Annotated in this window: 20 protein-coding genes; 14 read left to right on the top strand and 6 right to left on the bottom strand. The window is 71.8% G+C overall.

Translation table 11 applies throughout. The features are described from left to right. The first annotated feature begins 121 nt into the window (after positions 1 to 121). The 7 genes from ASG45_RS00575 (at position 122) to ASG45_RS00605 (ending at position 7,971) form a co-directional block, all read left to right on the top strand. Positions 122 to 1,390 carry an amidohydrolase family protein gene (locus ASG45_RS00575; protein ID WP_055832001.1) on the top strand — a complete coding sequence of 423 codons (1,269 nt, stop codon included), beginning with the start codon at positions 122 to 124 and terminating at the stop codon, positions 1,388 to 1,390. A 29-nt stretch (positions 1,391 to 1,419) separates the two neighbouring features. Then, on the top strand, positions 1,420 to 2,196 hold the full coding sequence (locus ASG45_RS00580) for an ABC transporter ATP-binding protein (RefSeq protein WP_055832004.1): 777 nt from the start codon (positions 1,420 to 1,422) through the stop codon (positions 2,194 to 2,196). Further along, positions 2,193 to 3,083 carry an ABC transporter permease gene (locus ASG45_RS00585; protein WP_055832005.1) on the top strand — a complete coding sequence of 297 codons (891 nt, stop codon included), beginning with the start codon at positions 2,193 to 2,195 and terminating at the stop codon, positions 3,081 to 3,083. Before ASG45_RS00580 ends, ASG45_RS00585 begins: the two co-directional genes overlap by 4 nt. 132 nt (positions 3,084 to 3,215) lie before the next feature. Beyond that, on the top strand, positions 3,216 to 4,394 hold the full coding sequence (locus ASG45_RS00590) for a hypothetical protein (protein WP_055832007.1): 1,179 nt from the start codon (positions 3,216 to 3,218) through the stop codon (positions 4,392 to 4,394). 142 nt (positions 4,395 to 4,536) lie between these two features. After that, positions 4,537 to 5,868, top strand: coding sequence for an FAD-binding oxidoreductase (locus ASG45_RS00595; protein ID WP_055832008.1), 1,332 nt, complete (start codon positions 4,537 to 4,539; stop codon positions 5,866 to 5,868). Continuing rightward, the gene (locus tag ASG45_RS00600; protein WP_055832010.1) at positions 5,865 to 6,644 is read left to right on the top strand and encodes a creatininase family protein; all 780 of its coding nucleotides are present in this window, start codon (positions 5,865 to 5,867) and stop codon (positions 6,642 to 6,644) included. The genes ASG45_RS00595 and ASG45_RS00600 overlap by 4 nt, the downstream gene beginning before the upstream one ends. 103 nt (positions 6,645 to 6,747) lie before the next feature. After that, complete coding sequence (locus tag ASG45_RS00605; protein WP_055832012.1) at positions 6,748 to 7,971, top strand: MFS transporter; 1,224 nt, start codon at positions 6,748 to 6,750, stop codon at positions 7,969 to 7,971. Between the two features lie 75 nt (positions 7,972 to 8,046). On the opposite strand, the gene ASG45_RS00610 is transcribed toward ASG45_RS00605, so the two are convergent. From ASG45_RS00610 to ASG45_RS16680, 3 genes are all read right to left on the bottom strand, one after another. Continuing rightward, on the bottom strand, positions 8,047 to 8,841 hold the full coding sequence (locus ASG45_RS00610; protein WP_055832014.1) for an alpha/beta fold hydrolase: 795 nt from the start codon (positions 8,839 to 8,841) through the stop codon (positions 8,047 to 8,049). A gap of 276 nt (positions 8,842 to 9,117) precedes the next feature. Beyond that, a complete protein-coding gene (locus tag ASG45_RS00615) occupies positions 9,118 to 10,494 on the bottom strand; it encodes an amidohydrolase family protein (protein ID WP_055832016.1) in 1,377 nt (458 codons plus the stop codon). Between the two features lie 190 nt (positions 10,495 to 10,684). After that, positions 10,685 to 11,782 carry an alpha/beta hydrolase gene (locus tag ASG45_RS16680; protein ID WP_055832018.1) on the bottom strand — a complete coding sequence of 366 codons (1,098 nt, stop codon included), beginning with the start codon at positions 11,780 to 11,782 and terminating at the stop codon, positions 10,685 to 10,687. A gap of 193 nt (positions 11,783 to 11,975) precedes the next feature. On the opposite strand from ASG45_RS16680, the gene ASG45_RS16340 reads away from it, so the two are divergent. The 4 genes from ASG45_RS16340 to ASG45_RS00640 all read left to right on the top strand — a co-directional run bounded on the left by ASG45_RS16340 (position 11,976) and on the right by ASG45_RS00640 (position 15,890). Then, on the top strand, positions 11,976 to 12,461 hold the full coding sequence (locus tag ASG45_RS16340; protein WP_055832020.1) for a pyridoxamine 5'-phosphate oxidase family protein: 486 nt from the start codon (positions 11,976 to 11,978) through the stop codon (positions 12,459 to 12,461). A gap of 126 nt (positions 12,462 to 12,587) precedes the next feature. Beyond that, positions 12,588 to 13,295: an SDR family NAD(P)-dependent oxidoreductase gene (locus ASG45_RS00630; protein WP_055832021.1), complete on the top strand. Its 708-nt coding sequence runs from the start codon at positions 12,588 to 12,590 to the stop codon at positions 13,293 to 13,295. 103 nt (positions 13,296 to 13,398) lie between these two features. After that, a complete protein-coding gene (guaD, locus tag ASG45_RS00635) occupies positions 13,399 to 14,892 on the top strand; it encodes a guanine deaminase (protein WP_200943378.1) in 1,494 nt (497 codons plus the stop codon). Between the two features lie 2 nt (positions 14,893 to 14,894). Next, positions 14,895 to 15,890, top strand: a complete 996-nt coding sequence (locus tag ASG45_RS00640) for an antibiotic biosynthesis monooxygenase (protein ID WP_055832023.1) — start codon at positions 14,895 to 14,897, stop codon at positions 15,888 to 15,890. Positions 15,891 to 16,282: 392 nt separating this feature from the next. Here the strand turns inward: ASG45_RS00640 and ASG45_RS00645 are convergent, their stop codons facing one another. Then, positions 16,283 to 17,305 carry a methylenetetrahydrofolate reductase C-terminal domain-containing protein gene (locus ASG45_RS00645; protein WP_082516392.1) on the bottom strand — a complete coding sequence of 341 codons (1,023 nt, stop codon included), beginning with the start codon at positions 17,303 to 17,305 and terminating at the stop codon, positions 16,283 to 16,285. Between the two features lie 107 nt (positions 17,306 to 17,412). On the opposite strand from ASG45_RS00645, the gene ASG45_RS00650 reads away from it, so the two are divergent. From ASG45_RS00650 to ASG45_RS00660, 3 genes are all read left to right on the top strand, one after another. Next, entirely contained in the window at positions 17,413 to 18,027 is a 615-nt protein-coding gene (locus tag ASG45_RS00650; RefSeq protein ID WP_055832024.1) for a pyridoxine/pyridoxamine 5'-phosphate oxidase, read from the top strand. A 1-nt stretch (position 18,028) separates the two neighbouring features. Beyond that, positions 18,029 to 18,862 carry an FAD binding domain-containing protein gene (locus ASG45_RS00655; RefSeq protein WP_055832026.1) on the top strand — a complete coding sequence of 278 codons (834 nt, stop codon included), beginning with the start codon at positions 18,029 to 18,031 and terminating at the stop codon, positions 18,860 to 18,862. Between the two features lie 67 nt (positions 18,863 to 18,929). Continuing rightward, on the top strand, positions 18,930 to 21,875 hold the full coding sequence (locus tag ASG45_RS00660) for a molybdopterin-dependent oxidoreductase (RefSeq protein ID WP_055833097.1): 2,946 nt from the start codon (positions 18,930 to 18,932) through the stop codon (positions 21,873 to 21,875). A gap of 222 nt (positions 21,876 to 22,097) precedes the next feature. On the opposite strand, the gene ASG45_RS00665 is transcribed toward ASG45_RS00660, so the two are convergent. Together ASG45_RS00665 and ASG45_RS00670 are read right to left on the bottom strand one after the other, a co-directional pair. Beyond that, the gene (locus ASG45_RS00665; protein WP_055832027.1) at positions 22,098 to 22,955 is read right to left on the bottom strand and encodes a PhzF family phenazine biosynthesis protein; all 858 of its coding nucleotides are present in this window, start codon (positions 22,953 to 22,955) and stop codon (positions 22,098 to 22,100) included. Positions 22,956 to 23,081: 126 nt separating this feature from the next. Continuing rightward, a complete protein-coding gene (locus ASG45_RS00670; RefSeq protein WP_055832029.1) occupies positions 23,082 to 24,365 on the bottom strand; it encodes an allantoate amidohydrolase in 1,284 nt (427 codons plus the stop codon). Positions 24,366 to 24,394: the final 29 nt, after the last annotated feature.

The following is a 24,394-nucleotide window of genomic DNA, read 5'->3' on the forward strand; positions in this document are numbered from 1 at the left end:
CTAGCATCGGAACATCGCCGGATGTTGGTCACACCAACACTGGCCGGCCACTCCCGGTGGCCCGCCCCGATGCCGTGGCCCCTGTCTCGACGTCTGTCTGCCCGACTCCCCGGAGGACCCCGTGTCTGCCGTTCCACCCGTCTCGATCGCCGCGCTGCGCGGCGTGCGCCTGACCTCGGGCGCCGTCGTCGACATCGCGCTCGACGGCGACGAGGTGCTTGCGGTCGTGCCGGCCGGAAGCCCCCTCCCCGACACCGACGGCGAGACGCTCGACCTCACCGGGTACCTCGTCACCGCGGCGGGCGCCGAGCCGCACGCCCACCTCGACAAGTCGCAGTCGTGGGACGCCATCCAGCCCCCGTTCGGCGACCTCGTGCGTGCCATCGAGAGCTGGCAGGCCTTCGCCGTCACCCTCGACGAAGACGAGACGCTCGGTCGGGCCCGGTCGACGGCGCTGCGGATGCTGGCATCCGGGATCACGTCGATCCGCACCCACGTCGATCTGCTGCACGGCTCCGACCCCCTCATCGGCGTGCGGGCCCTGGTGCGCCTGCGCGACGAGCTCGAGGGCCTCATGGACATCGAGCTCGTCGCCCTCGGCGGCCCCACCGTGCCCGACGCGGTCTTCGACGCCGCGCTCGACGCGGGCGTCGACCTCGTCGGCGGAGCGCCGCACCTCGCCGACGACCCCCTCGCCGACCTCGAGCGCCTCATCGCCCTCGCGCGTCGCCGCGACGTGGGCCTCGACCTGCACACCGACGAGAGCCTCGCCGGAGCCGACACCCTCGCCGCGTACGCCCGCGCCGTCACCGGGTGGCACCGCCCCCGCACGGCCGGTCACTGCGTCCGCCTGAGCATGATGCCCGCCGCCGATCTCGCTCTGCTCGCCGACGAGATCCGCGCCGCCGACATCGGCGTGATCGCCCTGCCCATCACCAACCTGTACCTGCAGGGATGGGATGCCGCGCACGCGGTGCCCCGCGGGATCGCGCCCCTCGGCCGCCTCCGCGCCGCCGGCGTGCGCGTCGCGGCCGGTGCCGACAACGTGCGCGACCCCTTCAACCCCGTGGGCCGCTGCGACCACCTCGAGACCGCCTCGCTGCTCGTCTCGGCCGGTCACCTGGCACCCGAGGCGGCGATGGACGCCGTCACGACCGGTGCCCGCGACGTGATGGGCCTGCCCGTCGCCGGTCCCGTGCCGGGCGCCCGCGCCGACCTCGTCGCCGTGCGTGCCGACTCGCTCGGCGACGCCGTCGCCTTCGCGTCGGCCGACCGCGTCGTCCTCCACCGCGGCCGACTCGTCAGCCGCACCACCGTCTCGACCGAGACCGCGGCATCCGTCGCCCTGCCCGTCCGAACCCGCTCCGCCGCACCCGCGACGGCGTCGTAACCCGCCCCCAACGGAAAGTGAGCGCCCCCGTGACCTTGGCCTCTCCCGCCCCGGCATCCGTCGCGGATCCCACCGCGCCGATCCTGGACTTTCGCAACGTCGCCCTGACATTCCCCAACGGCACGACCGCCCTCTCCGGCGTCGACCTCACCGTCCATCCCGGTGAGTTCGTCAGCGTCGTCGGCCCCTCGGGCTGCGGCAAGTCGACTCTGCTGCGCATCGCCTCGGGCCTCGAAACGGCCAGCGAAGGCACCGCGACCGTCAACACCGACCGCATCGGCTACGTCTTCCAGGACGCGACCCTGCTGCCCTGGCGCGACGTGCAGTCGAACGTCGAACTGCTCGCCGAGCTCAACTGGCAGCCCAAGCGCGTGCGCGTGCCGAAGGCCAAGTGGGCCATCGACCTCGTCGGCCTGAACGGCTTCGAGAAGCACCTGCCGAAGCAGATGTCGGGGGGTATGAAGATGCGCACCTCGCTCGCGCGCTCCCTGACCCTCGACCCCGAACTGTTCCTGTTCGACGAGCCGTTCGGCGCACTCGACGAGATCACCCGCGAACGCCTGAACGACGAGCTCATCAAGATCTTCGTCGCACAGAAGTTCGGCGGTCTCTTCATCACCCACTCGGTCTCCGAGGCCATCTACCTCTCCACCAAGGTCGTCGTGATGTCGGGGCGACCCGGACACCTCGTCGACACCTTCGAGATCCCCTTCGACATGCCGCGCGACCCCGAGATCCGCTACACCGCGGAGTACGCGAAGCTCGTCGGCGAGGTCTCCCACGCCCTTCGGGAAGGACACTCATGAGCACCACTTCTGCAGAGCCGGTCGCCGTCGAGTCGCCCGCGCCCACGGCATCCACTCCCCCGCCCACGCCACCGCGCCCGCGCGCGACCGGCGCCCGTCGCGGGTTCGGGGCTCGCCTCGCCGTCATCGCGCCGCCGTTCGCGGTGCTGGTGGTGCTGCTCGGCGTCTGGTACGCCATCTCGATCGGGCTCAGCGCCTCGGGCAAGGGCTTCCTCATGCCCATGCCCCACGAGATGTTCACCCTCGGCTTCTTCGACCCGCAGGTGGGCGCCGACATCTGGATCGCGCTCTTCCGAACGACCGGCGTCGCCCTCACCGGACTGATCGTCGCCATGGTCCTCGGCATCGGCTGGGCGATCGCGATGTCGCTCGCCCGCTGGGTCGAGCGCTCCACCTACGCCTACGCCGTGATGCTGCAGTGCATCCCGATCCTCGCGCTCGTGCCGCTGGTCGGATTCTGGTTCGGCTACGAATTCCTCGCCCGCGTCATCGTCTGCGTGCTGATCGCCCTGTTCCCCATGGTCTCGAACACGCTGTTCGGCCTGCAGTCGGTCGACAAGTCCCAGCGCGAGCTGTTCCGCCTGCAGAAGGCCAACAAGTGGACGGTGCTCACCAAGCTCACCCTCCCGGCCGCGCTCCCCTCGATGTTCGTCGGAATGCGCACCTCGGCCGGCCTGTCGGTCGTCGGCGCGATCGTCGGCGACTACTTCTTCCGACGCGGCGAGCCCGGTATCGGCTCGCTCATCGCCAACTACCAGTCGCGTCTGCAGAGCGCCGAGCTGTTCGCCGCCATCCTCGCCGCGTGCCTGCTCGGAGTCGCACTCTTCGTCTTCTTCGGCTGGCTCTCGAAGGCGGCCGTCGGCCGCTGGTACGACAGCACGCTCTGACCGACTCCCCGCATTCCGGATGCCACGGCTCCCCACTCCGCAACGGGTGGGGAGCGGCATCCGGCGTACCCGAAAACCCGCACCCGAACACCCGCACCCGAGAGCTCCACCCGTCACAGAAAGCGAACCAGCATGCAGCGCTCCACCCTTCTTCGCGGCACCGCCGTCACCGGCGCCTTCGCGATCGCCCTCACCCTCACCTCCTGCGCCGGTAGCGCCGGGGAGCAGGCCGCCCCCGCCACCGACATGCCCATCGGCGCCGTCGACCTCTCGGCCGACTGCCCCGCGACCGTCGTCGTGCAGACCGACTGGAACCCCGAAGCCGAGCACGGTCACCTCTACGAGATGATCAAGGACGACTACACGATCGACGCCAATACCAAGGCCGTCACCGGCCCGCTGATGTCGGACGGCGAGTACACCGGCGTCAACCTCGAGATCCGCGCCGGCGGTCCCGCGATCGGCTTTCAGACGGTCTCGGCCCAGATGTACCAGGACGACAAGATCACCCTCGGCTACATCAGCACCGACGAGGCGATCCAGCTGTCGGCCACCACGCCCACCAAGGCCGTCTTCGCTCCCCTCGACATCAGCCCCACCATGGTCATGTGGGACCCCGCCACCTACCCGGACGTCAAGACGATCGACGACGTCAAGGGCGCGCTGTCGTCGAACGGCGGCGTGTGGCGCTACTTCGACGGCTCGGCCTACATCGAGTACCTCAAGAGCGCCGGCCTGGCCGACGCCTCGATCCTCGACGGCTCGTACGACGGGACGCCCTCGAACTTCGTCGCCGCCGGCGGCAAGGACATGCAGCAGGGCTTCGCTTCGGCCGAGCCCTACGTCTACCAGAACGAGGTCTCGGCCTGGGGCAAGCCGGTCGACTTCGCCCTCATCCACGACGCCGGATGGCAGACGTACCAGTCGTCGGTGTCGGTGAAGTCCGACAAGTTCGACGAGCTGTCCCCGTGCCTGTCGAAGCTCGTCCCCGTGCTGCAGAAAGCCGGCGTCGAGTACTACAAGGACCCCTCGGCGGCGAACGACCTCGTGCTGAAGCTCGTCGACGAGTACGCCACCGGCTGGACCTACACGCAGGGCGTCGCCGACTACTCCGTCAAGACCCAGGTCGACCTGGGCCTGGTGGGCAACGGCCCCGACTCCACCTACGGCAACTTCGACGACACCCGCTTCGCGGACTTCTACACCAAGGCCAGCAAGGTCTACTCCGACCTCGGCACCCCGCCCGCCGCGGGCGAGACCGCGGAGGACCTGTACACGAACGAGTTCATCGACACCTCGATCTCGTTCTGACCGCCCCGGCCCGGTCCGCTTCGCGCGGGCCGGGCCGTTCGGTCGGGTCGCCCCGGTCCCCGAGCTCGGCAACGGGACCCCGACCACTTCCTCCCCCACGCCCCCGGCATCCCTTCCGCCCGTTCCACCCGGAGACACACCCATGAGCGACACCGCCACCCGCGTCCTCTCCCTCGAGGACGAGCTGCTCGACCTGCTCGGTCCCGCCGCCGTCAGCACCGAACCGCGCGTGCGCGAGCGCGCGAGCATCGACGGCTCGCCGATGTCGCCGATCATCGCCGCCAAGCTCCCCCTCGGCCTCGCCGACCTGGTCGTCTTCGCCGCCGACGCGGAGCAGATCGCCACCGCCGTCGCCGCGGCCTCGCGCCACGGCGTTCCCGTGACCGTGCGCGGCAAGGGCACCGGCAACTACGGCCAGGGCATTCCGATGCAGGGCGGCCTGGTCATCGACACCACCCGCGCCAAGGCCATCGTCGAGGTCGGCGACGGCTACATCACGGCCGAGGCCGGCACCCCGATGGTGCTGCTCGAACAGGCCGCGTGGGCCGCGGGCCAAGCCCTGTGGATGTACCCCTCGACGGCGCAGTCCACCATCGGCGGGTTCCTCTCGGGCGGCTCCGGCGGCACCGGCTCGATCGCGCACGGCTCGAACGACCGCGGTTTCGTGGCCGCCCTCGACGTCGTGCACGCCGACGGCAGCGCCGAGATCCACCACTTCGAGGGCGACGAGGCTCAGAAGTACGTGCACAACTACGGCACCGCCGGCGTCATCGTGCGCGCGACCGTGCGCCTCGAGCCGCTGCGCGAGTGGCGAGGGCTCTGGGCGAGCTTCCCCGACTACGCCGGCACGCTGGCGGTGCTGCAGACGATCGGCAACCTCGACCCCTCACCGCGCCTGGTGTCGGGCGACGGACCCGAGATCTCGGCCTCCCTCCCCGCCGACGAGGCCATCCCCGAGGGCCGGTCGAGCCTGCGGGCCATCATCGACGCCTCGCTCATCGAGACCGTCACCGCGATCATCGAGGGCGCCGGCGGCCGCGTCGAAGCCGTGCGCGAGGGACCGCAGGCCAGCATCCGCCTGTCGATGCTGAGCTACAACCACCCCATCGAGTGGTACCAGAAGAGCCAGCCGCACGAGGTGTTCCACCTCGAGGTCGCGGGCGCTCCCCTGGCCGACGACGTCGACGCCGTCGAGGCCGTGTTCCCGGGCGGGAAGCTGCACATCGAATCGACCAAGGAGTACCCCATCGGCATGCTCGCCGCTCCCTACGTCAGCGAGGACGACGTGTACCGCGGCATCGCCGACCTCAACGCGATCGGGGTGGGCGTGCACAACCCGCACCAGTGGAACGTCGACTTCAACGTCGAGCAGACCGCCGCCACCGCCCGCCTCACCGACCCGAACGGCCTGCTGAACCCCGGCAAGCTCGACCCCGCCTACGGCGGACCCCGAAAGGGAGCGATCATCTCATGACCCGCCTTCTCGCCGAGCTCAGCGGCCCCGCCGCCGCGGCCGCCCTCACCGAGGACTCGATCCTCGTGCTGCCCACCGGCGCCATCGAGCACCACGGTCCGCACCTTCCGCTCGCGACCGATGCCATCGTCGCCGAGGCCTCGGCCACGGCGGCCGTCGCCCGGGCCGCCGCCCAGGGCCTCGACGTCTGGCAGCTGCCGACCCTGTCGATCACGAAGTCCGACGAGCACTCGTGGGCGCCGGGCACGCTCTGGCTGACGCCCGAGACGATGATGCAGACGGTCGTCGACATCGGTCGCTCGATCCTCACCACCCGCGCCCGCACGGTCGTCTTCCTCAACGGGCACGGCGGCAACGTCGCCCTGTTGAACGTGGCCAACCGTGAGCTGCGTCGCCGCTTCGGCCTGCGCACCTTCTTCATGCCCGCCGCCCGCGTGCCCTCGTTCGACGGCACCGACGGCACCCCCGACGAGCACGGCACCGGCATCCACGCCGGCTACGGCGAGACGAGCATGATCATGCACCTGCGGCCCGAGCTGGTCGACCCGGCCGAATTCCACGCCACCGTGCCCGCGCACATCGGCGAGTTCCGCCACATCGGCTTCAACTCCAAGCCGGTGACCTTCGGCTGGCTGTCGAACGACTTCGGTCCCACCGGCGTGCTCGGCGACCCGACCGGCGCGAACGCCGAGGCCGGCGCGCGGATGTTCGAGGAGAGCGTGTCGTTCGTCGTCGAAGCGCTCGAGGAGATCAGCCGCTTCGACTACACCGCGTGATGCGGGCGAGGCGCGCACGACTCCTGCACGACGGGCGGATGCGTTCGCTTCGCGCGGGCGAGCTGGCGGGCTGCAGGAGTCGTGCGCGGCCCGAGGGACGCGCATGAGCGTCGCCGCCGAAACCGGCCAGGGCGTCCGGGCCTACGGCCAGGTGCTGCGCCTGCCCGGGGCGCGGACGTTCGTCGCCGCCGGGATCCTCGCGCGCTTCCCGCGGGCGACACTGTCGCTCGGCATCATCCTCCTCGTCTCGGCCGCGACCGGCAGCTTCGCCTCGGCCGGGCTCGTGGTGGCACCGCTCGTGGTCGGCATGGCGATCGCGGCCCCGCTGTGGTCGTCGCGCATGGATCGGCACGGGCAGTCGCGCGTGATCCTGGTGTCTCTCGGATGCCTCGTGCTCGCGGCATCCGCATTCCTCGCCCTCGTGCTGACGGGGTCACCGTTCTGGACGTGGCTGATCGCGGCGTTCGTGACGGGGGCGGCGACCCCGGATCTCACCTCGGCCGTGCGGGCGCGGTGGACGGTGCTGGCCCCGCCGTCGCAGCGGACGGCCGCGCTGGCCCTCGAGACGATCGCCGACCAGATGGTGTTCATCGCCGGTCCCCCCGCCATCACGGCGGTCGCCGCGGCCCTCGATCCGGCCGTCGCGGTGCTGGGCTCGCTCGGACTCGGGCTGATCGGCGGCGTGTGGCTCGCCTCGCAGCGCGGCACGCAACCCGCGTCGACTCCGCGGACCGAGCGGCGCGGTATGGTGCTGCCTCCCGCCGGGGTGATTCCCATCGCTCTGGCCTGTGTCGCCCTCGGCGGCGTGTTCGGCGCGTTCGACGTGGGCCTGGTCGGCTGGGCCGAGGTGGGTGGGCGCCCGTGGCTGGCCGGACCGGCGTTCAGCGCCCTGGCCGTGGCGATCGCGATCGGCTCGGTCGTCACCGGCGCGCGCACGTGGCGTCTCTCGCCCGCCGCGCGCTACATCGGCTTCGCGGCGCTGGCGGCCCTGGTCGCCGTCGGCCTCCCGTTCGCGCAGGGGTCCGTGCCGGTGCTGTTCGGGGTCATCCTGCTGCTCGGGCTGGCGGTGTCGCCGGTGATGGTGTCGGGGATCCTCGTCGCCTCGGCCCGCGCCCCCGAAGGACGCGTCACCGAAACCCTCGCCTACCCGACCGCCGCGATGTCGCTCGGTGTGCCGATCGGCGGTGTGATCGCCGGAGCTGCCCTGGATGCCACGGGCCCGGCCGCAGCCCTCGTCACGATCGCGGTGTCGCTGGCGCTGGCCGCGGGGATCGCCGCGGTGGGCGAGGCGGTGCTGCGGGTGGGGCGGTCTGACCCGACGCCCTGACGCGCGACTCCCACCCCCGTTGAGTGTCCATGACACGCCGCCCCCGACCGCTCGCGAGCGGCGTGTTCTGGACGCTCAACGGGTGAGTGCCGCGCCGAGGTGACGGAGAACCGAGACGTGACCGTCGTCGGGACGCAGGTCGAGCCTCGCGTGCGGGAGAGCGACCGCCAGCATCCGCGCGTGGGCGGGAGGGATCACGCGGTCGCGTTCGCCCTGGACGAGGAGGACGGATGCCGTGACCTCCGCGAGCTCGAAACCCCAGTGCCGGGTGAAAGCGAGGTCGTCGTCGATCAGACCGTCGGGTCCGAACTCCTCGGCCGCTCCGGCGTCGGCTCCGAGTGAGGCCCACTCATGCTCGAGCGCCGCGAAGTCGGCATCCACGAACTGAGCCGGATCGAACTGATCGGTCTCGGCGAAGCGGCGCCGGGCGGCCTCGCCCTTCAGCGCGGCGCGCAGGCCGCCGGGCGCCTGCATTGCGGCGAACCAGTCGTCGTCGCCGGTGAACGGCGCGGGCGAGGCGAACGTGATCACCGCGCGGACACGGTCGGGCATCGCCGCGGCGCACGCGAGGGCGTGCGGTCCGCCACCCGAGGCTCCGACCGAGACGACGGATGCCACGCCCAACTCGTCGAGCACCGGCCGGGTGCCCGCAGCGACGTCGGCGACCGTGCGTCCGGGCATCCGCGGCGAACCGGCGTAGGCGGGACGGGCGATCGAGACGACCGCGAGACCCCGGGTGTCGGCCGCGCGCTGCACCGGGGGGAGGATCGCCCCCGTCTGCGGCGAACCGTGATGCCAGAGCAGCACGTCGCGTCCGGCGATGTCGGCGTGGGACGTGTGGACGTCGAGCCCCGCGATGATCCTCTGCATATCCCCACGCTGGCACGGCCGCCTCGCGAGCGCGAGGGTGCGACCGCCGCCTGCCGAAGCAGTGAGCCGAAACCCGGACGATGGCGGGGCGGCCGTACGGCGTGTCGTGGACGCTCAGCGTGTTCATGCGCGCCCGCCGCGCCTCGAAAGACGTTGAGTGTCCAGGACACGCCGCCCCCGGCGGGCGGGGCGCGGCGTGTCTTGGACACTCAACAGGGGGATTTTTTTGGGGGGGGGGGGACGGGGGACGGGGACGGGGGATGCCGCGCCGTGGGGCTACAGGATGACGCCGAACTCGTCGGCCAGCGCGGGCAGCTCCTCGTGCAGCACGCGGGATGCCTCGGCGGCGAGCGGGTTGGTCGAGACGCCGCGGTCGTTGACGAGCTTTCCGCCGACGTAGACCTGCTGCAGGTTGCGCAGCCCGCAGGCGAGCACGTAGCCGCGCACGGGGTTCCAGAGCGGTCCGATGTCGGGGGTGCGCGGGTCGACCACGACGAAGTCGGCGAACTTGCCCACCTCGAGGCTGCCGACGCGGTCGTCGACGCCCATGATCTCGGCTCCCCCGAGGGTGTGCAGGCGCAGCACGCGCTCGGGCATCATCGACAGCGGATCGTGGGTGCGGGCGCGCTGCATGAACATCCCCATGCGCATGTTCTGCCAGGGGTCGGCGACGTCGGTGCAGGCCTGGTCGTCGAGACCCATGCCGACCTTCATGCCGAGATCGAGCATCTCGGGCACGTGCGCGATGCCCGACGCCAGACGCCCGTTGGATGCCGGCTGCCACGACATGCTGGCGCCGCCGGCCGCGGCATCCTGGATGATCTCGGGCGTGGTCTGGATGAAGTGGCCGAACATCATGCCCGGGCGAAGAGCACCGGCGTTCTTGTACAGCTGGAACTTGGTCTGCTGGTGCTCGATCGCCTCGTAGGTCTCGAGGAAGTGCGCCTGGTTGGTCACGCCGAAGCGGTCCATGACCGCGACCTCGATCTCGGCGGCGTCGGGACGCGTCGACCACTGCACCTGGCCCATGATCGAGGCGCCGAGGGCGAGGTCGGGGTCCATCGCGAGCACATGGTCGAGCGAGGCGTCGAAGCGCGCGAAGATCTCGTCGTCGGTGCCGACGGTGGCATCCAACGCGATCGAGTCGACGAAGCGGAGGCCGGCGTCGTGGCATCCATCGGCCTGTCGCGTGTGCCAGGACTGGTCACGGAGCAGTCCGCCGCCGTCGCTGCGCTTGCCCTCGACCATCGGCTCCCACGGCAGGAGCGGGTCGGTGAAGTTGTACGCCGTGGTGACGCCGTTCGCGAGGAAGTCGAGCGAGCCGTGCAGGGTCGCCCAGTAGATCTGGTCGGGTGAGGCGTTGTTCAGCACGCTGAACATCGAGGTGCACCAGCCGTAGAGCGTCTGGTCGACGCCGAGTCCGCGCGAGCCGCTCGTGAAGAGGTGGCTGTGCGACGAGACGAACCCGGGAGCGACGAACTTGCCGTCGACATCGAGGATCTCGTCGGCGGTGACGCCCGGATCGGGGTCGCCGGCGCCGATCGCCGCGATGCGGCCGTCGGTGACGAGCAGGAAGCCCCGCTCGATGTAACCGGGGTCGTCGGTGCCCGCGGGAACCGTGATGAGCCGTGCGTTGATGACCAGAAGCGACATGTTGATGACGGTAACAATGGCGTGTTTCCGCGGTGTTCCGAGCGGGTAGCGGGTTGTGTGCGCGCCGCGCCGAGCCGCGCGGCCCCGTTGAGTGTCCAGGACACGCCGTGTGGGGGCGGGCTCGTGCGGCGTGTTGTGGCCACTCAACGCCGGGAAGGGCGGCGGGGGGGGCGGGCGAGAGGGACGCGCGTCAGGCGAAGGCGCGGCGCACGGCGGGGGCGATGGCGGCGAGCACCTCGTCGCGCGCGGGCGTCGACGGGAACACCAGGAAGAGGTGCGGCACCCCCTCGCGGCGGAGGAACTCGACGGGGACTCCGGATGCCGACAGCTCGCCCGCGTACTCCTCCGCCTCGTCGGACAGCGGGTCGACGCCCGCCGCGACGATCACCGCCGGCGCGGAGCCGGTGAGGTCGGGGGCGCGCAGCGGCGCGGCCTCGACCGGGACCGCGAACATGGTCGTCGCGGCGACTGCCCCGGGCACCGCTGCCGCCGGGCCGGGCTGCGGCGCCGGGGCCGGGGCCGGGGCCGGGGCCGGGGCCGGGGCCGGGGTCGGGGCCGGGGCCGGGGCCGGGGCCGGGGCCGGGGCCGGGGTCGGGGCCGGGGCATCCTGCACGTACAGTCCCCAGTACCACTGCATGCCGCGCGAGGTCAGCGGCAGGTTCTCGGTGTGCGCGCGATAGCTCGGGCGGTCGGGATCGGGCGCGTCGAGCACGGGGCACAGCAGCACCTGGCACCGGATGCCGGGAGCCCGGCCCTCACGCGAACGCAGCGCCAGAGCCGCGGCGAGGTTGCCCCCGGCGCTGTGCCCGGCGACGCCGAGAAGGTCGGGGGCGACCAGACCGCCCGCGCCCTCGGCGGCGAAGCGCAGGGCGCGGTCGAGGTCGTCGAGACCGGCCGGGAAAGGGTGCTCGGGCGCCAGTCGGTAGTCCACGCTCAGCACCTGGGTGCCGGTCGCCGCGGCGAGTGCGCGGCAGAGGGCGTCGTTGTTGTCGAGGTTGCCGGCGACCCAGCCGCCGCCGTGAGCGAAGACGAGGGTGCCCCGGTGGCCGGTGCGGGGTCGGTAGAGGCGGAGCGCGAGGCCGTCGGCATCCGTGTCGATCGACTCGACGACCTCGTCGTCGGGCAGCCGCACCCACGACGGGTTGGCGCGCAACTCGGCGATGCGCGCGGCGTCGTCGCCGTCGGCATCGGTCGCTCCCGAGGGGATCGTGCCCGCGCTCGCGGCGAGGCGGGCCAGGTGTGCGCGCACGTCGGGATCGGTGATGGCCGGGTGCACGGTGTCGGTCACGGGGTCTCCAGGCAGGTCGAGTGTCCAGGACACGCCGCGCCGGTGCGGCGGGATGCGGCGTGTCTTGGACACTCACGAGAGGGGATGCGGGCGAGAGCGAGAGTACGGGGCGCGATCGCGCGGCGAGGGCGGGTTCGCCAGAGCGTTACGGGGCCGAAACACCGACGTCGCGCGCCACGCGCACGATGGCGACATGACCGTGCCCGAAGAGCGCGCCGCCTCGATCCTCGCCGCGCAGCGCTACGTCGTGATCGGCACGGCCGATGCCGACGGGCCGTGGACCGCCGCCGCGCAGTACCGTCTGCTCGCGCGCGGCATGTACGTGGAGTCCGGCCGCGCCTCACGGCACGCCCGCGCGATCTCGGCGTCGGGGGTGGCATCCGGGGTCGTGTACGACTCGTCGGCCGCGATCGCCGACGCCGACGGTGTGCAGCTGTCGTTCCGAGCGAGCGAGGTGGATGCCGACGCCTCGGCGATCAGCGCCGTGCTGGCCGAGCGGTTGCCGAGGGATGCCGGAACCGACGACGACGCCGCCGCGGTGCTGGCGGTACCCGACAAGCGCCTGTACGTGCTCGAGGTGGAGCGCGTGTTCGTCTTCGACCGCGATGCGTGGCGCACGCGCGGAACCGACGCGCGGCTGGAGGTCGACGCGGCGGCGGTCTGGGCACGGCTCACGTGAGATGACGACCGCCGACGCGGGTCGGCGAGAGCGTTACGCCGCCGAAACAGCCCCGACGTCACGGCGTACGACGCTCCGCGTACGGTGACGCCCGAGGGCGACCCGAACCTCGCCAGAAGGAGTGCCATGTCCTACCGCGTCATCGTCACCGGCGGCTCCGGCGGCATCGGTGCCGCCATCGTCGCCCGGTTCGCCGCCGACGGCGCCACGGTCGTCGTGCTCGATCGACGCGCTCCGGCCGAGGGCGCGGCATCCAACTTCTTCGCCGTCGACCTGCGGGACCCGCTCGACACCCGGCGAGCGGTGAGCGAAGCGGTCGCGACCCTCGGCGGCGTCGACGTGCTGGTCAATTGCGCGGGAGTCTTCCAGCACGCGTCGCTGCTCGACATCACCGTCGACGACTGGGATCGCGTGCTCGACATCAACGCCCGCGCGACCCTCGTCACCATGCAGGCGGTCGCGCCCACGATGCTCGAGGCCCGCAGCGGCGCGATCGTGAACATCGCCAGCATGGCGGCCAAGCAGGGCGGCGGCGGCGAGGGGCACTACGCGGCGTCGAAGGCCGCGGTCGTGGCCCTCACGCGTGCCGGAGCGCAGGAATGGGGATGCCACGGCGTCACCGTCAACGCCGTGTGCCCCGGATACGTGCTCACCGACATGGGCGCCGACACCCGCTCCGAGGCCGACGTCGCCGCGTGGAGCGCGAAGTCTCCGTTGGGACGACTCGGCATTCCGGAGGACGTCGCGGGAGTGACGCACTTCCTCGCGTCGCCGTCCGGCAGCTACCTGACGGGACAGGCCATCAACGTCACCGGCGGAATGGTCATGCACTGAGCCGCGCGGGTACGCCGATGAGGCGGGCATGGGAAAGGGCCTTCCGGCTCCGAATAACCCGCCTCGGACTGTTCGCAGATAATTTCCTCGGACCAAAACTGTTTTGTGCCACTATGTCGTCAGTCGTCCGATAAAGGCCCGCCGATGGTATAGATGCCGAGGCGCGGACGTTGAACAGCCCTCTCTGAAAGGCGCGATCATCGTCAGTTCTGGAATCCGCGGCACGTTTTTCGATTTCATCGACGACCCGTGGAAGCACGTGGGCAGAGAAGAGGAATCGGCGCGATTCCTCCGTGACGGCCTGCTCGTGGTCGACGACGGCCTGATCGTCGCCTTCGGACCTTTCGACGACATCTCGCCCCAGTACCCCGGTCTCGACATCACCGAGATCAGCGGGCGCATCATCACGCCCGGTTTCATCGACGGCCACGTGCACGTTCCGCAGACGCGGGCGCTCGGTGCCTTCGGGCAGCAGCTCCTGCCGTGGCTCCTCGACACCGTCTTCCCCGAGGAGGCGCGCTACAGCGACCGCGAGTACGCGCGCGCCGGATCGGATCGCTTCCTCGACAATATGCTCGCGGGCGGGACGACGACGGTGCAGGCGTTCACGACGACCTCCACCGTCGCGGTCGAGGAGTTCTTCGAGGCCGCCGCCCGGCGCGACATGCTGGTGATCAGCGGCGTCACCGGTATCGACCAGTTCGCACCGGAGGGCTCGACGAGCACGCCCGAGGAGTTCTACGACGACAGCAAGGCGATGATCGCCAAGTACCACGGCGTGGGCCGTAACCGCTATGCGATCACCCCGCGGTTCGCCCTCGGCGCGAGCAAGGACCTGCTGAAGGCATGCCAGCGGCTGAAGCAGGAGCACCCCGACCTCTGGGTGAACACCCACATCTCGGAGAACCCCTTGGAGATCTCCAACCTTCTTCTGGCGCACCCGGACTGCACGGACTATCTCGGCGTCTATGAGAAATACGATCTGGTCGGCCCGAAATTCTCGGGAGGGCACGCGGTCTGGCTTTCCGATAACGAATTCGGGCGTCTTTCCGACAGCGGCGGCGCGGTGGTTTTCTGCCCGTGCTCGAACCTTTTCCTCGGCAGCGGCATCTTCCGCCTGGCGAAAGCGACCGACCCCGACAAGCGCGTCAAGATGTCGTTCGGCACCGACATGGGTGGCGGAAACCGGTTCAGCATGATCCAGGTGCTCGACGAGGCCTACAAGGTCGGGATGCTGGGCAACACGTTGCTCGACGGCACGACGAACCGCATCACCCAGGATCTGGCCGCGGCCGAGCGCAGCAAGCTCTCGCCCTACCGCGCGTTCTGGTCGGTCACCCTCGGCGGCGCCGAGGGTCTGTACATCGACGACCAGGTCGGCAACTTCGAAGTCGGGAAGTCCGCGGACTTCGTGGCGCTCGACTGGAGCGCCGGTCCGTCCGCGATGCCGTGGCACCAGTCGCTGTTCTTCGGCGACGAGGGCCCGACCACGATGGAACAGGCCGCGCACGCACTGTTCGCGGTGATGATGGTCGGCGACGACCGCAACGTCGACGAGACCTGGGTCTCCGGCATGCGCCGCTACAAGAAGAGCTAGGGGTGGAGCGCCTCGCCGTCATCGACGGCCGACCGGTCGCCGGGGAGGTGTCGGGCGCCGACGACACCGCCGTCACTCTCGTGACCCACCGGAAGGTCGCGGCGCACGACGTCGAAGCCTTCGAGGGATGGGTCGAGCAGTCGGGTCGGTCCCTCACGGGCACGCCCGGGTACCTCGGCAGCACCGTGATCACGCCGACCGACGCGCGAGGCGACTGGACGCTCGTGCAGCGCTTCACCGATGCCGCCTCGGCGCGCGCCTGGCTCGACGGCCCCGCTCGGCGTTCGCTCTACGCCCAGATCGCCGACGTGCAGGTGCTCGACGAGGAAGTGACGCTGTTCCGGGAGGACCCGACGCACGGCGACGAGGTCTCGGTGCTCATCTCGTCCACCGTTCACGCGGCGCTCGAGCAGGATTACCTGGCGTGGCAGAAACGCATCTCCGACACCGAGGCGCAGTTCCGGGGCTTTCGAGGGCACCGCATCCAGCGCCCCGTGCCGGGCGTCCAAGACGAGTGGGTCGTCATCCTCACGTTCGACTCGGCCGAGAACCTCGCGGTCTGGATCGACTCGCCCGAGCGGAAACGTCTGCTGCGCGAGGGCGAGCGGTTCAACGCCGACCTCGCTGTCGCCACGTCGAGCTTCGGCTTCGACTTCTGGACGCCCAAGGGCGAGACCGCGCGCGAATCGGTGATGAAGAACAACCTCCTCGTGCTGGCGGCGCTGTATCCGATCGTGTTCGGGTGGGGCTACTTCGTCAGCACCCCGCTCTTCGACGGACCCCACGCCATCCCGTTCTGGCTGTCGCTGTTCGTCGGCAACTTCGTCAGCACGCAACTTCTCGGCTGGTTCGTGATGCCCCGGGTGTTCAAGATGTTCGCCTGGTGGCTGAAGCCGAAGCCGGGCTGGCGCGCGCAACTCCTCGGGTTCGGCATCCTGATCGTCGTCTACGGCGCGTCGATGGCGCTCTACGCCTGGTTGCTGTCGCTCGCGGCGTAGTCCCTCCCCCGCGCCTCTCCCGCGCCTCCCCTGCGTCTCCCCCGCGTCTCCCCCCTGTTGAATGTCCGGAACACGCCGCATCGCAGCGCGTCGGCGCGGCGTGTCCTGGACACTCAACAGCGAGGTGTCGCCGGGGCAATGCGCTCGGCACGGCGACGCGGCCGCGCCGGCACACTCGACAGGGAAGTGCCCCGGACCGCGCGTCCGCTCCGCGCCCCCGCCCCCAGGCGTTGAGTGTCCGAAACACGCCGCATCGCAGCGCGTCGGCGCGGCGTGTTCTGGACACTCAACAGAGAGGTGTCGCCCGGGAGCGGGGCGGCGACGAAGCGCGCTCGGCGGCGAGGTGTCGCCCGCGGCGCGCGGCGGCGACGTGCCGCCGGCGAACGAGCGCGTCAGCGCAGCCGCCGGGCCACCTCGGCCATCGCCTCGGCGAACGACTCCTCGGCACCCTCGCGACCGCCCGAGAGGTTGACCCCCACGACGCCGGGGAGCGCCAGCATCTCCTCGGCGAGCGCCACGGCCAGGGCGATGCCCTCGGCCCGCGGGTCGTGGGCTTCTCGCACCCGTGAGAGGAAGTCCTCGGGCAGCACGAGCGTGGTGAACGACTCCAGCAGCGCGGCGGACTCGTGATCGACCACCACCGGCACGCACGGGATGTACATCGCCTCGGCGGCGACCTCGTCGACGAACCGGCGCACGGGCGCCGCGCCACCGGCGTGGTTCACGAAGCACACGTCGGCGCCCGCCCGGAGCTTCTCGCGCAGCCGGGCGGCCCGGCGCTCGACGGGCGGCGCGGCCGGAGACGCGGCGACCGACACCACGTGCCCGGCGGCACGCGCGAGGGCCGTCGCCTCGGTCGAGTCGAGGTCGAACACGGGCGCGGCATCGGGTCGATGCCCGGTCGCGGTGTGGTCGCCGGTGACGCAGTGCACCCCGGCCACGCCTTCGACGGCCAGCGCCGCCAGCTCCCCCTCGATCGCGACGCGGTTGCGGTCGCGCATGTTCAGCCCGGTCCAGACGCGCAGCCCCCGGCGCTGCACCAGCGACGCGCGGTACGCGGGTGGGAACTGCACGCGGGCGCTCCCCGCGTCGCCGGCGAGGACGGCATCCACTTCTCCGGCGAGGACGGCGGCGCACGCGTCGATGGATGCCACGCTCACAGCGCGCGCGGGAAGATCGGCCACGACCCACGGCCGCGTGCCGAGAGCGTCCAGCGTCGCGAGGGCTCCGGCGGTGCGCGGGGCGGGAGCGGGCACCGTCGATCGGTCGATGCCGGTCCAGGGGACGGTCGGGCGGTGCAGGAACGCGCAGCGGTGATCCGCGTCGATCTCGCACGAACCGTCGAAGCCGACACCGCCGCAAGGGCCGTACTCCATGCGCTTGGGACACGCGTCGATGAGGGGCAGCGAGGTCATGGCGGGGAGTGTACGGAGCGCGTGTTTCCACGAATGTTCATGGCGGCAACATCGCCGAAATGCGCGATGCCTACGCTCGGCGATACCCGCAGCCTCCCGGAGGACCCATGATCACGGCCGGCACCACGTTCGGTTTCGACGTCGACGACACCGACGCGCTCGTCGAGGATCCGCTCGCGTTGATGGTGCAGTGGCTTCCTCCCCACGACAGCGAGCTGCGTCCGCTCGCCGCCCTCTCGACCCTCGGCCTCGACGGCCTCCCGTCGCTGCGGCACGTGCTCATCAGCGACCGGGATGCCGCGGGGCTGACGTTCCACACCGACGCCGCCAGCGCGAAGGTCGCCGAGATCGGCGCGAACCCCGTCGCCGCGATGGCGGTCGCGTGGCCCGAGCTCGGTCGGCAGCTCGTCGTGCGCGGGATCGTCGAGCGCGTGACGCCCGCCGAGGCCGCCACGGTGTACGCCCAGCGCTCGCGGTACCTGCAGCTGCTGGCCTGGGTGAACACGCGCGAGAACGCCCACCTCCCCGCGGACGCCCGCCGACACCTCTGGGCCGAGTTCGACGAGGCGCACCCCCAGCTCGAGCCGCCCGCGCGCTGGGTGGGATTCCGCCTGCGTCCCCTCACCCTCACGTTCTGGCGCGGCGACCCAGTCGGCCAGAGCGTCCGGCAGCATTACACGCTCGACGACGGCCGTTGGTCGGGCCGGATCCTGGCGGGCTGAAATGGACATCACCACCGTCACCTCGTACCGCCCCGCCCGCACGCGCGCCGACCTCGCCCTCGCCCCCGGCGAGGCCGTCATCGCGGGCGGCACCTGGATCATGAGTGAGCCGCAGCCCGGCACCACCGGCTTCGTCGACCTCACGACCCTCGACTGGCCCGACCTCGAGATCACCGCCGAGGGCCTGCGCATCGGCGCGACCTGCACGATCGCGCGCTTGCTCGCGTGGGCCGAGCACGAAGCGCCGCTCGACTGGACCTCGCTCGCCCTCGCCCGCCCGGCCGCCGACGCGCTTCTCGCCTCGTTCAAGATCTGGAACACCGCGACCGTCGGCGGCAACGTGTGCCAGGCGTTCGCGGCGGGGGCCATGATCGCCCTGCTCTCGACCCTGGATGCCACGGCCCTGGTGTGGACGCCCGACGGCGGCGAGCGCGTGATCGCCGTGGCCGATCTCGTCATCGACAATGCCGCCACCTCGCTCGCACCGGGCGAGGTCGTGCGCGCCCTCGACATTCCCGCGCACGCGCTGCGCTCGCGGGTCGGGCTGCAGAAGATCGCCTTGGCCGAGCTCGGGCGCTCGGGCGCCGTCGTCACGGCCCGCGTCGACCCCGACGGGGCGGCCGTGTTCGTCGTGACCGCCGCGGTGCGTCGACCGCGCGTGCTGCGCTTCGGCCGCCTGCCCGGCGCCGGAGAGCTGCGGGATGCCGTGGCCTCCGCCCCCGATTTCTACACCGACCCGCTCGGCAGCGCCGACTGGCGGCGCGGGGTCAGCGTCGTGCTCGCCGAGCGCCTGCGGACGGCGTTGTCGCGGGATCTGCAGGCGGGTGCCGCGTGAGGGCCCGGGCGTTGCCCGCGCGTCGCGCGACCGTCACGGTTTCGATCGCTCGACGGAGGGGCCGCGCGTGAGATTCGAGGTCAACGGGGCGACGGTCGAGGCCGATCCCCGCCCGGGGCAGAGCGCGCGCACGCTGCTGCGCGAGACGGGCCACGTCGAGGTGAAGAAGGGCTGCGACGCGGGTGACTGCGGCGCCTGTTCGGTGCTGCTCGACGGCGCGCCCACGCACTCGTGCATCGTGCCGGCCGTGCGGTTGGAGGGCCGGTCGATCACGACGGCGGCGGGCCTCGCCCCCGGCGACGACCTCCACCCGGTGCAGGAGGCCCTGGCCGCCGGCTTCGGGTTCCAGTGCGGGTTCTGCACTCCGGGGATGAGTGTCACGGCATCCACGCTCACCCCCGACGACCTCCCCGACCTCGACCGCCGGATGAAGGGCAACCTGTGCCGGTGCACGGGGTACCGTTCGATCCGCGAAGCGATCCGGGCGTCGGTGCTGGGTCCCGTGCGCGAGACGGGTGGGGTCGCCGAGACGCGTGCGCCGCGGTCGACGTGCACGACTCCGGCGGTACCGTCGCCGACCGTGCCGGGATCGCTGGGGCAGCCGCATGTGCAGGAGTCGTGCGCCCCGGCGACCGGTGCCGGATCGTGCGCGGGACACGGCGCGACCTCGCCGCGTGACGCCCACGCCGAGGCGGGGGTCGACGCCGCGGCAGCGGGACGCATCGGCACCTCGGTCGTCCCCGAAGCGGCGCGTCGGATCGTGCAGGGCCGCGAGCCCTTCACGTTCGACGAGCCCGTGCCGGGCGGCCCGCCGCTGATCCTGCGCGTCGTCACCTCGCCCCACGCCCACGCGCGCGTGCGTTCCATCGACACCGCCGCCGCCCTCGCCGTACCCGGCGTCGTCGCCGTGTTCACCCACGCCGACGTCCCCGACGTGCGCTACTCCACCGGGCGCCACGAGCACCGCGCCGACGATCCCGACGACACCCGCATGCTCGACGACGTCGTGCGCCACGTCGGCCAGCGCGTCGTCGCGGTCGTCGCCGAGACGGCGGAAGCAGCGGATGCCGGATGCCGGGCCGTCCGCATCGACTACGACGTCTTGCCCGCCGTCTTCGACCCCGACGAGGCGCGGAGCCCCGGCGCCCCGCTGCTGCACCCCGACCGCACGCCCGCGGAGCGCGTGATGGCGGCCGAACGCAATGTCGTCGCGGGCTTCCACACCGGGCACGGCGGCGACATCGATGCCGCCCTCGCCGCGAGCCACACGACCGTGACCGGCGAATGGAGCTCGTCGCGCGTCACGCACGCCGCGCTCGAGACGCACGGCTCGGTCGGATGGCTCGACGACGAGGGGCGCCTCGTCGTGCGCTCGTCGACCCAGGTGCCTTTCCTCGCCCGCAACGAACTCGCGCACATCTTCGGCCTCGAGCCGCACCGCGTGCGCGTCTACGCCACCCGTGTCGGCGGCGGTTTCGGCGGTAAGCAGGAGCTGTTCACCGAAGACCTCACGGCCCTCGCCGTGCTGAGACTCGGCCGGCCCGTCGCGTACGAGTTCTCGCGCACCGACCAGTTCGTGCGGGCGTCCCTCCGGCATCCGATGCGCGTACGCGTGAGCTTGGGGGCGGATGCCGGGGGCACACTCACCGCGATGAAGCTCGACGTGCTGAGCGACACCGGCGCGTACGGCAACCACGCGATCGGCGTGCTGTTCCACTCGTGCGCCGAGTCGACGACGCTGTACCGCGTTCCGGTGAAGTGGATCGACGCCGAGGCCGTGTACACGAACAACCCGCCGTCGGGGGCGTTCCGCGGGTACGGCCTCGGGCAGGTGGTCTTCGCCGTCGAGTCGGCGCTCGACGCGCTCGCGGAGCGGCTCGACATCGACCCGTTCGACCTGCGCCGCATCAACGCGGTGAAGGAGGGCGACCCGCTGCACCCCGACGACGACGAGAAGTACGAGGAAGACCTGATCTGGGGCAGTTACGGCCTCGACCAGTGTCTCGACCTCGCGCAGGACGCCCTGCGTCGAGGCAACGGCGTCGAGGCCCCCGCGGGCTGGGTCGTCGGCGAGGGCATGGCCGCCGCGATGATCGCGACGATGGCCCCGCGCGGGCACATCGCCCACACGACGGCGACGCTACGGCCCGACGGCACCTACCTGCTGCGCGTCGGTACCGCCGAGTTCGGCAACGGCACCTCCACGGTGCACCGCCAGATCGCCGCGACCGTGCTCGACGCCGCTCCCGAGCGCCTCGAGCTGTGGGCCGCCGACACCGACGCGGTGCGCCACGACACGGGCGCCTTCGCCTCGGCCGGAACCGTCGTGGCCGGCAAGGCCCTGTACGGCGCGTGCACGGCGCTCCGCCGCCGCATGATCGCCCTCGCGACCGAGCTCGCGGGCGGGGAGTCCGCCGCGGCCGAGACGATCGACGACGTGGAGTTCACGGCATCCGGGGTCCGCGTCGCGAACGAAATCATCACGTGGGAGCGGATCATCGCGGCCGCCCCCGCCGACCACGTCGACGCCGAGGGCCTCACGGCCGACGGCGCGGAGTTCGGCGACCTGCGCTCGCTCGCATTCAACGTGCACGCCGTGCGGGTGGCCGTCGACCCCGAGACGGGCACGGTGGCGGTGCTGCAGTCGATCCAGACCGCCGACGCGGGGGTGGTCATCAACCCGGCGCAGTGCCGCGGGCAGATCGAGGGCGGCGCCGCCCAGGCCCTGGGCGGCGCCCTCTACGAAGAGGTGATGCTCGAGGACGGCGTCGTGCAGAACCCCGTGTTCCGCACGTACCGCGTACCGCAGTTCGCCGACGTGCCCGACACCGAGGTGTACTTCGCCGAGACCGACGACAGCCTGGGGCCGTTCGGGGCCAAGTCGATGAGCGAATCGCCCTACAACCCGGTCGGCGCCGCCGTCGGCAACGCGGTCTCGCGCGCCCTGGGTCGCCGGGGGTACGAGCTGCCGTTCTCGCGTGACCGGGTGTGGAGGTTGGCGGGCGGGGCCTGAGCGGGGCCGGATGCGGCGTGTCCCACTTCGTGCGACTCACGCCCTCGGAACCTGCACGAAGTGGGACACGGGGGCTCGCCGTTGGGGCAGGGTCAGCGTGGCGCGCGCTTGCGGGGTTCGGGGCGCGAATTGTGCAGTGGGGCGTCCTTGACCCGCCCCACTGCACCGTTGCCGCCCCATTTCAGGCGTGGCTCCTCGGCTCGCCGCCGCCGCGTCCGGCGGTCAGAGCGGCGTCGCGCCGCCCCGCACGACGATGCCGCCGGATGCCGGGACGTCGACCTTCAGCACGCTCGGCCGGCCGATGTGCCGCCCCTGCCGCACCGTGAAGCCGAACGGAGCGGGAACGCCGACGCGGTCGCGCAGATACGCCCCCAGCGAGGCGGCGGCGGAGCCGGTGGCGGGGTCTTCGGTGATGTCGCCGACGGGGAAGAGGTTGCGAGCCTCGGCGACTAGGCCGTCGGCGAGGCCGCCCTCGACGTGCACCACGATGGCGGTGCCCTTCCATCCGCGTTCATCGAGGAGTTCCCGCATCCCACCGGGATCGAAGGTGAACGTGTCGAACACCTCGCGCGCGGTCACGGCGACGACCGGGTGCAGGTTGCCGGCGAAGGACTGCGCCAGCGGCATCCGCTCGTCGAGGTCGTCGCGGGTGAGGCCCATCAGGCCGAGCAGGCGGTCGGCCACCTCGGGCTCCAGGTCGATGACCCGCGGCTCGACGCTGGTGAACCCGGCGACCATGGCGCCCTCGGCGTCGCGCTCGGTGACCACGTCGACCGCGCCCGCGGCGGTGTCGAAGACGTAGCTGCCGGCGCCCTCGATCTCGGCGAGCGCGACCGCCGTCGCGATGGTGGCGTGGCCGCAGAAGGGCACCTCGTCGTCGGGCGAGAAGTACCGCACGGCGACGCGGTCGCCCTCGCGCGCGGTCACGAACGCCGTCTCGGGGTGGCCGAGGTCAGCCGCGATGCGCTGCATCTGCGCGTCGTCGAGGGAGGTCGCGTCCAGGACGACACCCGCGGGGTTGCCGCCGCCGGGTTCGGCCGCGAAGGCGAGCAACTGCAGGATGCCGGAGGTGTCGGTCATGCCACGATTCTCGTGCAGGACCGGCGATCGTCTGACAGCCAATCCAGGGTGAGTGGATCGGTCGCCGCACTCCGGGGACGCCGCACGTCGGATGACGTTCGCCGCGCACGCGATCGCCGTACCGCCTCAGCGGGGCTCCGCCCCCAGGTGCAGCACCGCCTCGGCGAGCGCGCGGATCCCCACCGCCACATCGCCGCCCGCGACCGCCTCGTCGGGGTGGTGGCTGATGCCGTCGGGATTGCGCAGGAACAGCATGCCGACATCGGTGATGGCGCCGATCGCCATGGCGTCGTGCCCGGCGCGACTGAAGAGGGTGGGGGCCTCGCCGCCGATGCCCGCGCGCACGACGTCCTGCAGCAGCGGGGCACAGAACACCGCGGGCGCACTGTGCACCTCGCGGGCGCTCCACCGCAGACCGCGGCGGCCCATGATGGCATCCAATTCGGCCGAGATCGCGTTCCACGTGTCGTCGCGGGTGGTGTCGAACTCACCGCGCAGGTCGAGCGAGAGGTGCGCCTCACCGGGCACGACGTTCACCGCGCCGGGGAACGCCTCGAGCTGCCCGACGGTGCCGACGATGTGGTGCTCGCCGCGGCAGATGCGCTCGACCGCCAGGGCGGCTTCGCTCGCGCCGAGCAGCGCGTCGCGACGCAGGTCGTAGGGTGTGCCGCCCGCGTGCCGCGCCTCGCCCTCGACGACGAGCTGGAAGCGCCTGGCCGACGCGATCGACGACACCGCGGCGAGCGCCTGCCCGGCGCGGTGGAGTTCGGGTCCCTGCTCGATGTGGGCTTCGAGGTAGGCGACGAGGTGGTCGGGCTCGCGGGCGGCCTCGCCGATACGGCCGGGGTCGAGACCGAAGTCGCGGAACGCGTCGCGCAGAGTGACGCCGTCGGCATCGGTCAGCTCCCACCACGAGGCATCCCACTGGCCGGCCACCGCCGAAGACCCCAGCAGCGCCTTGCCGAAGCGCGTGCCCTCCTCGTCGGAGAACGCGACGACCTCGAGAGCGAACGGGAAGGGACTGGATGCCACGCCGTCGTCGTCGATGCGTCGCACGAGCCGCACGACCTCGAGGGCCATCAGCACACCGACGATGCCGTCGAAACGGCCGGCGTCGGGCACGGTGTCGAGGTGCGAGCCCATCAACAGCGCCGGGGCGTCGGGCGCCCCCGCGGGGGCGAGTCGGCCGACCTGGTTGCCCGCCGCGTCCTGTCGCGTCGTCATGCCGAGTTCGCGCATCCACTCAGCCGCGAGGCGGTTGACGCGAGCGTGCTCGGGCGAGAGGTAGACGCGCGTGATGCTGCCGGGCGTCGCGGTGATGCGCGCCAGTTCCTCGCACCGCCCCATGACGCGCCGGGCGGCCGCGTCGATGTGCGCGGGATCGACGGCGAGGCGCGTGGCGGCGGTCACGATCGCTCCCCGCGCGAACGAGGGCCGCG

It is taken from the genome of Microbacterium sp. Leaf436 (genome assembly GCF_001424715.1).
Taxonomy (GTDB): domain Bacteria; phylum Actinomycetota; class Actinomycetes; order Actinomycetales; family Microbacteriaceae; genus Microbacterium.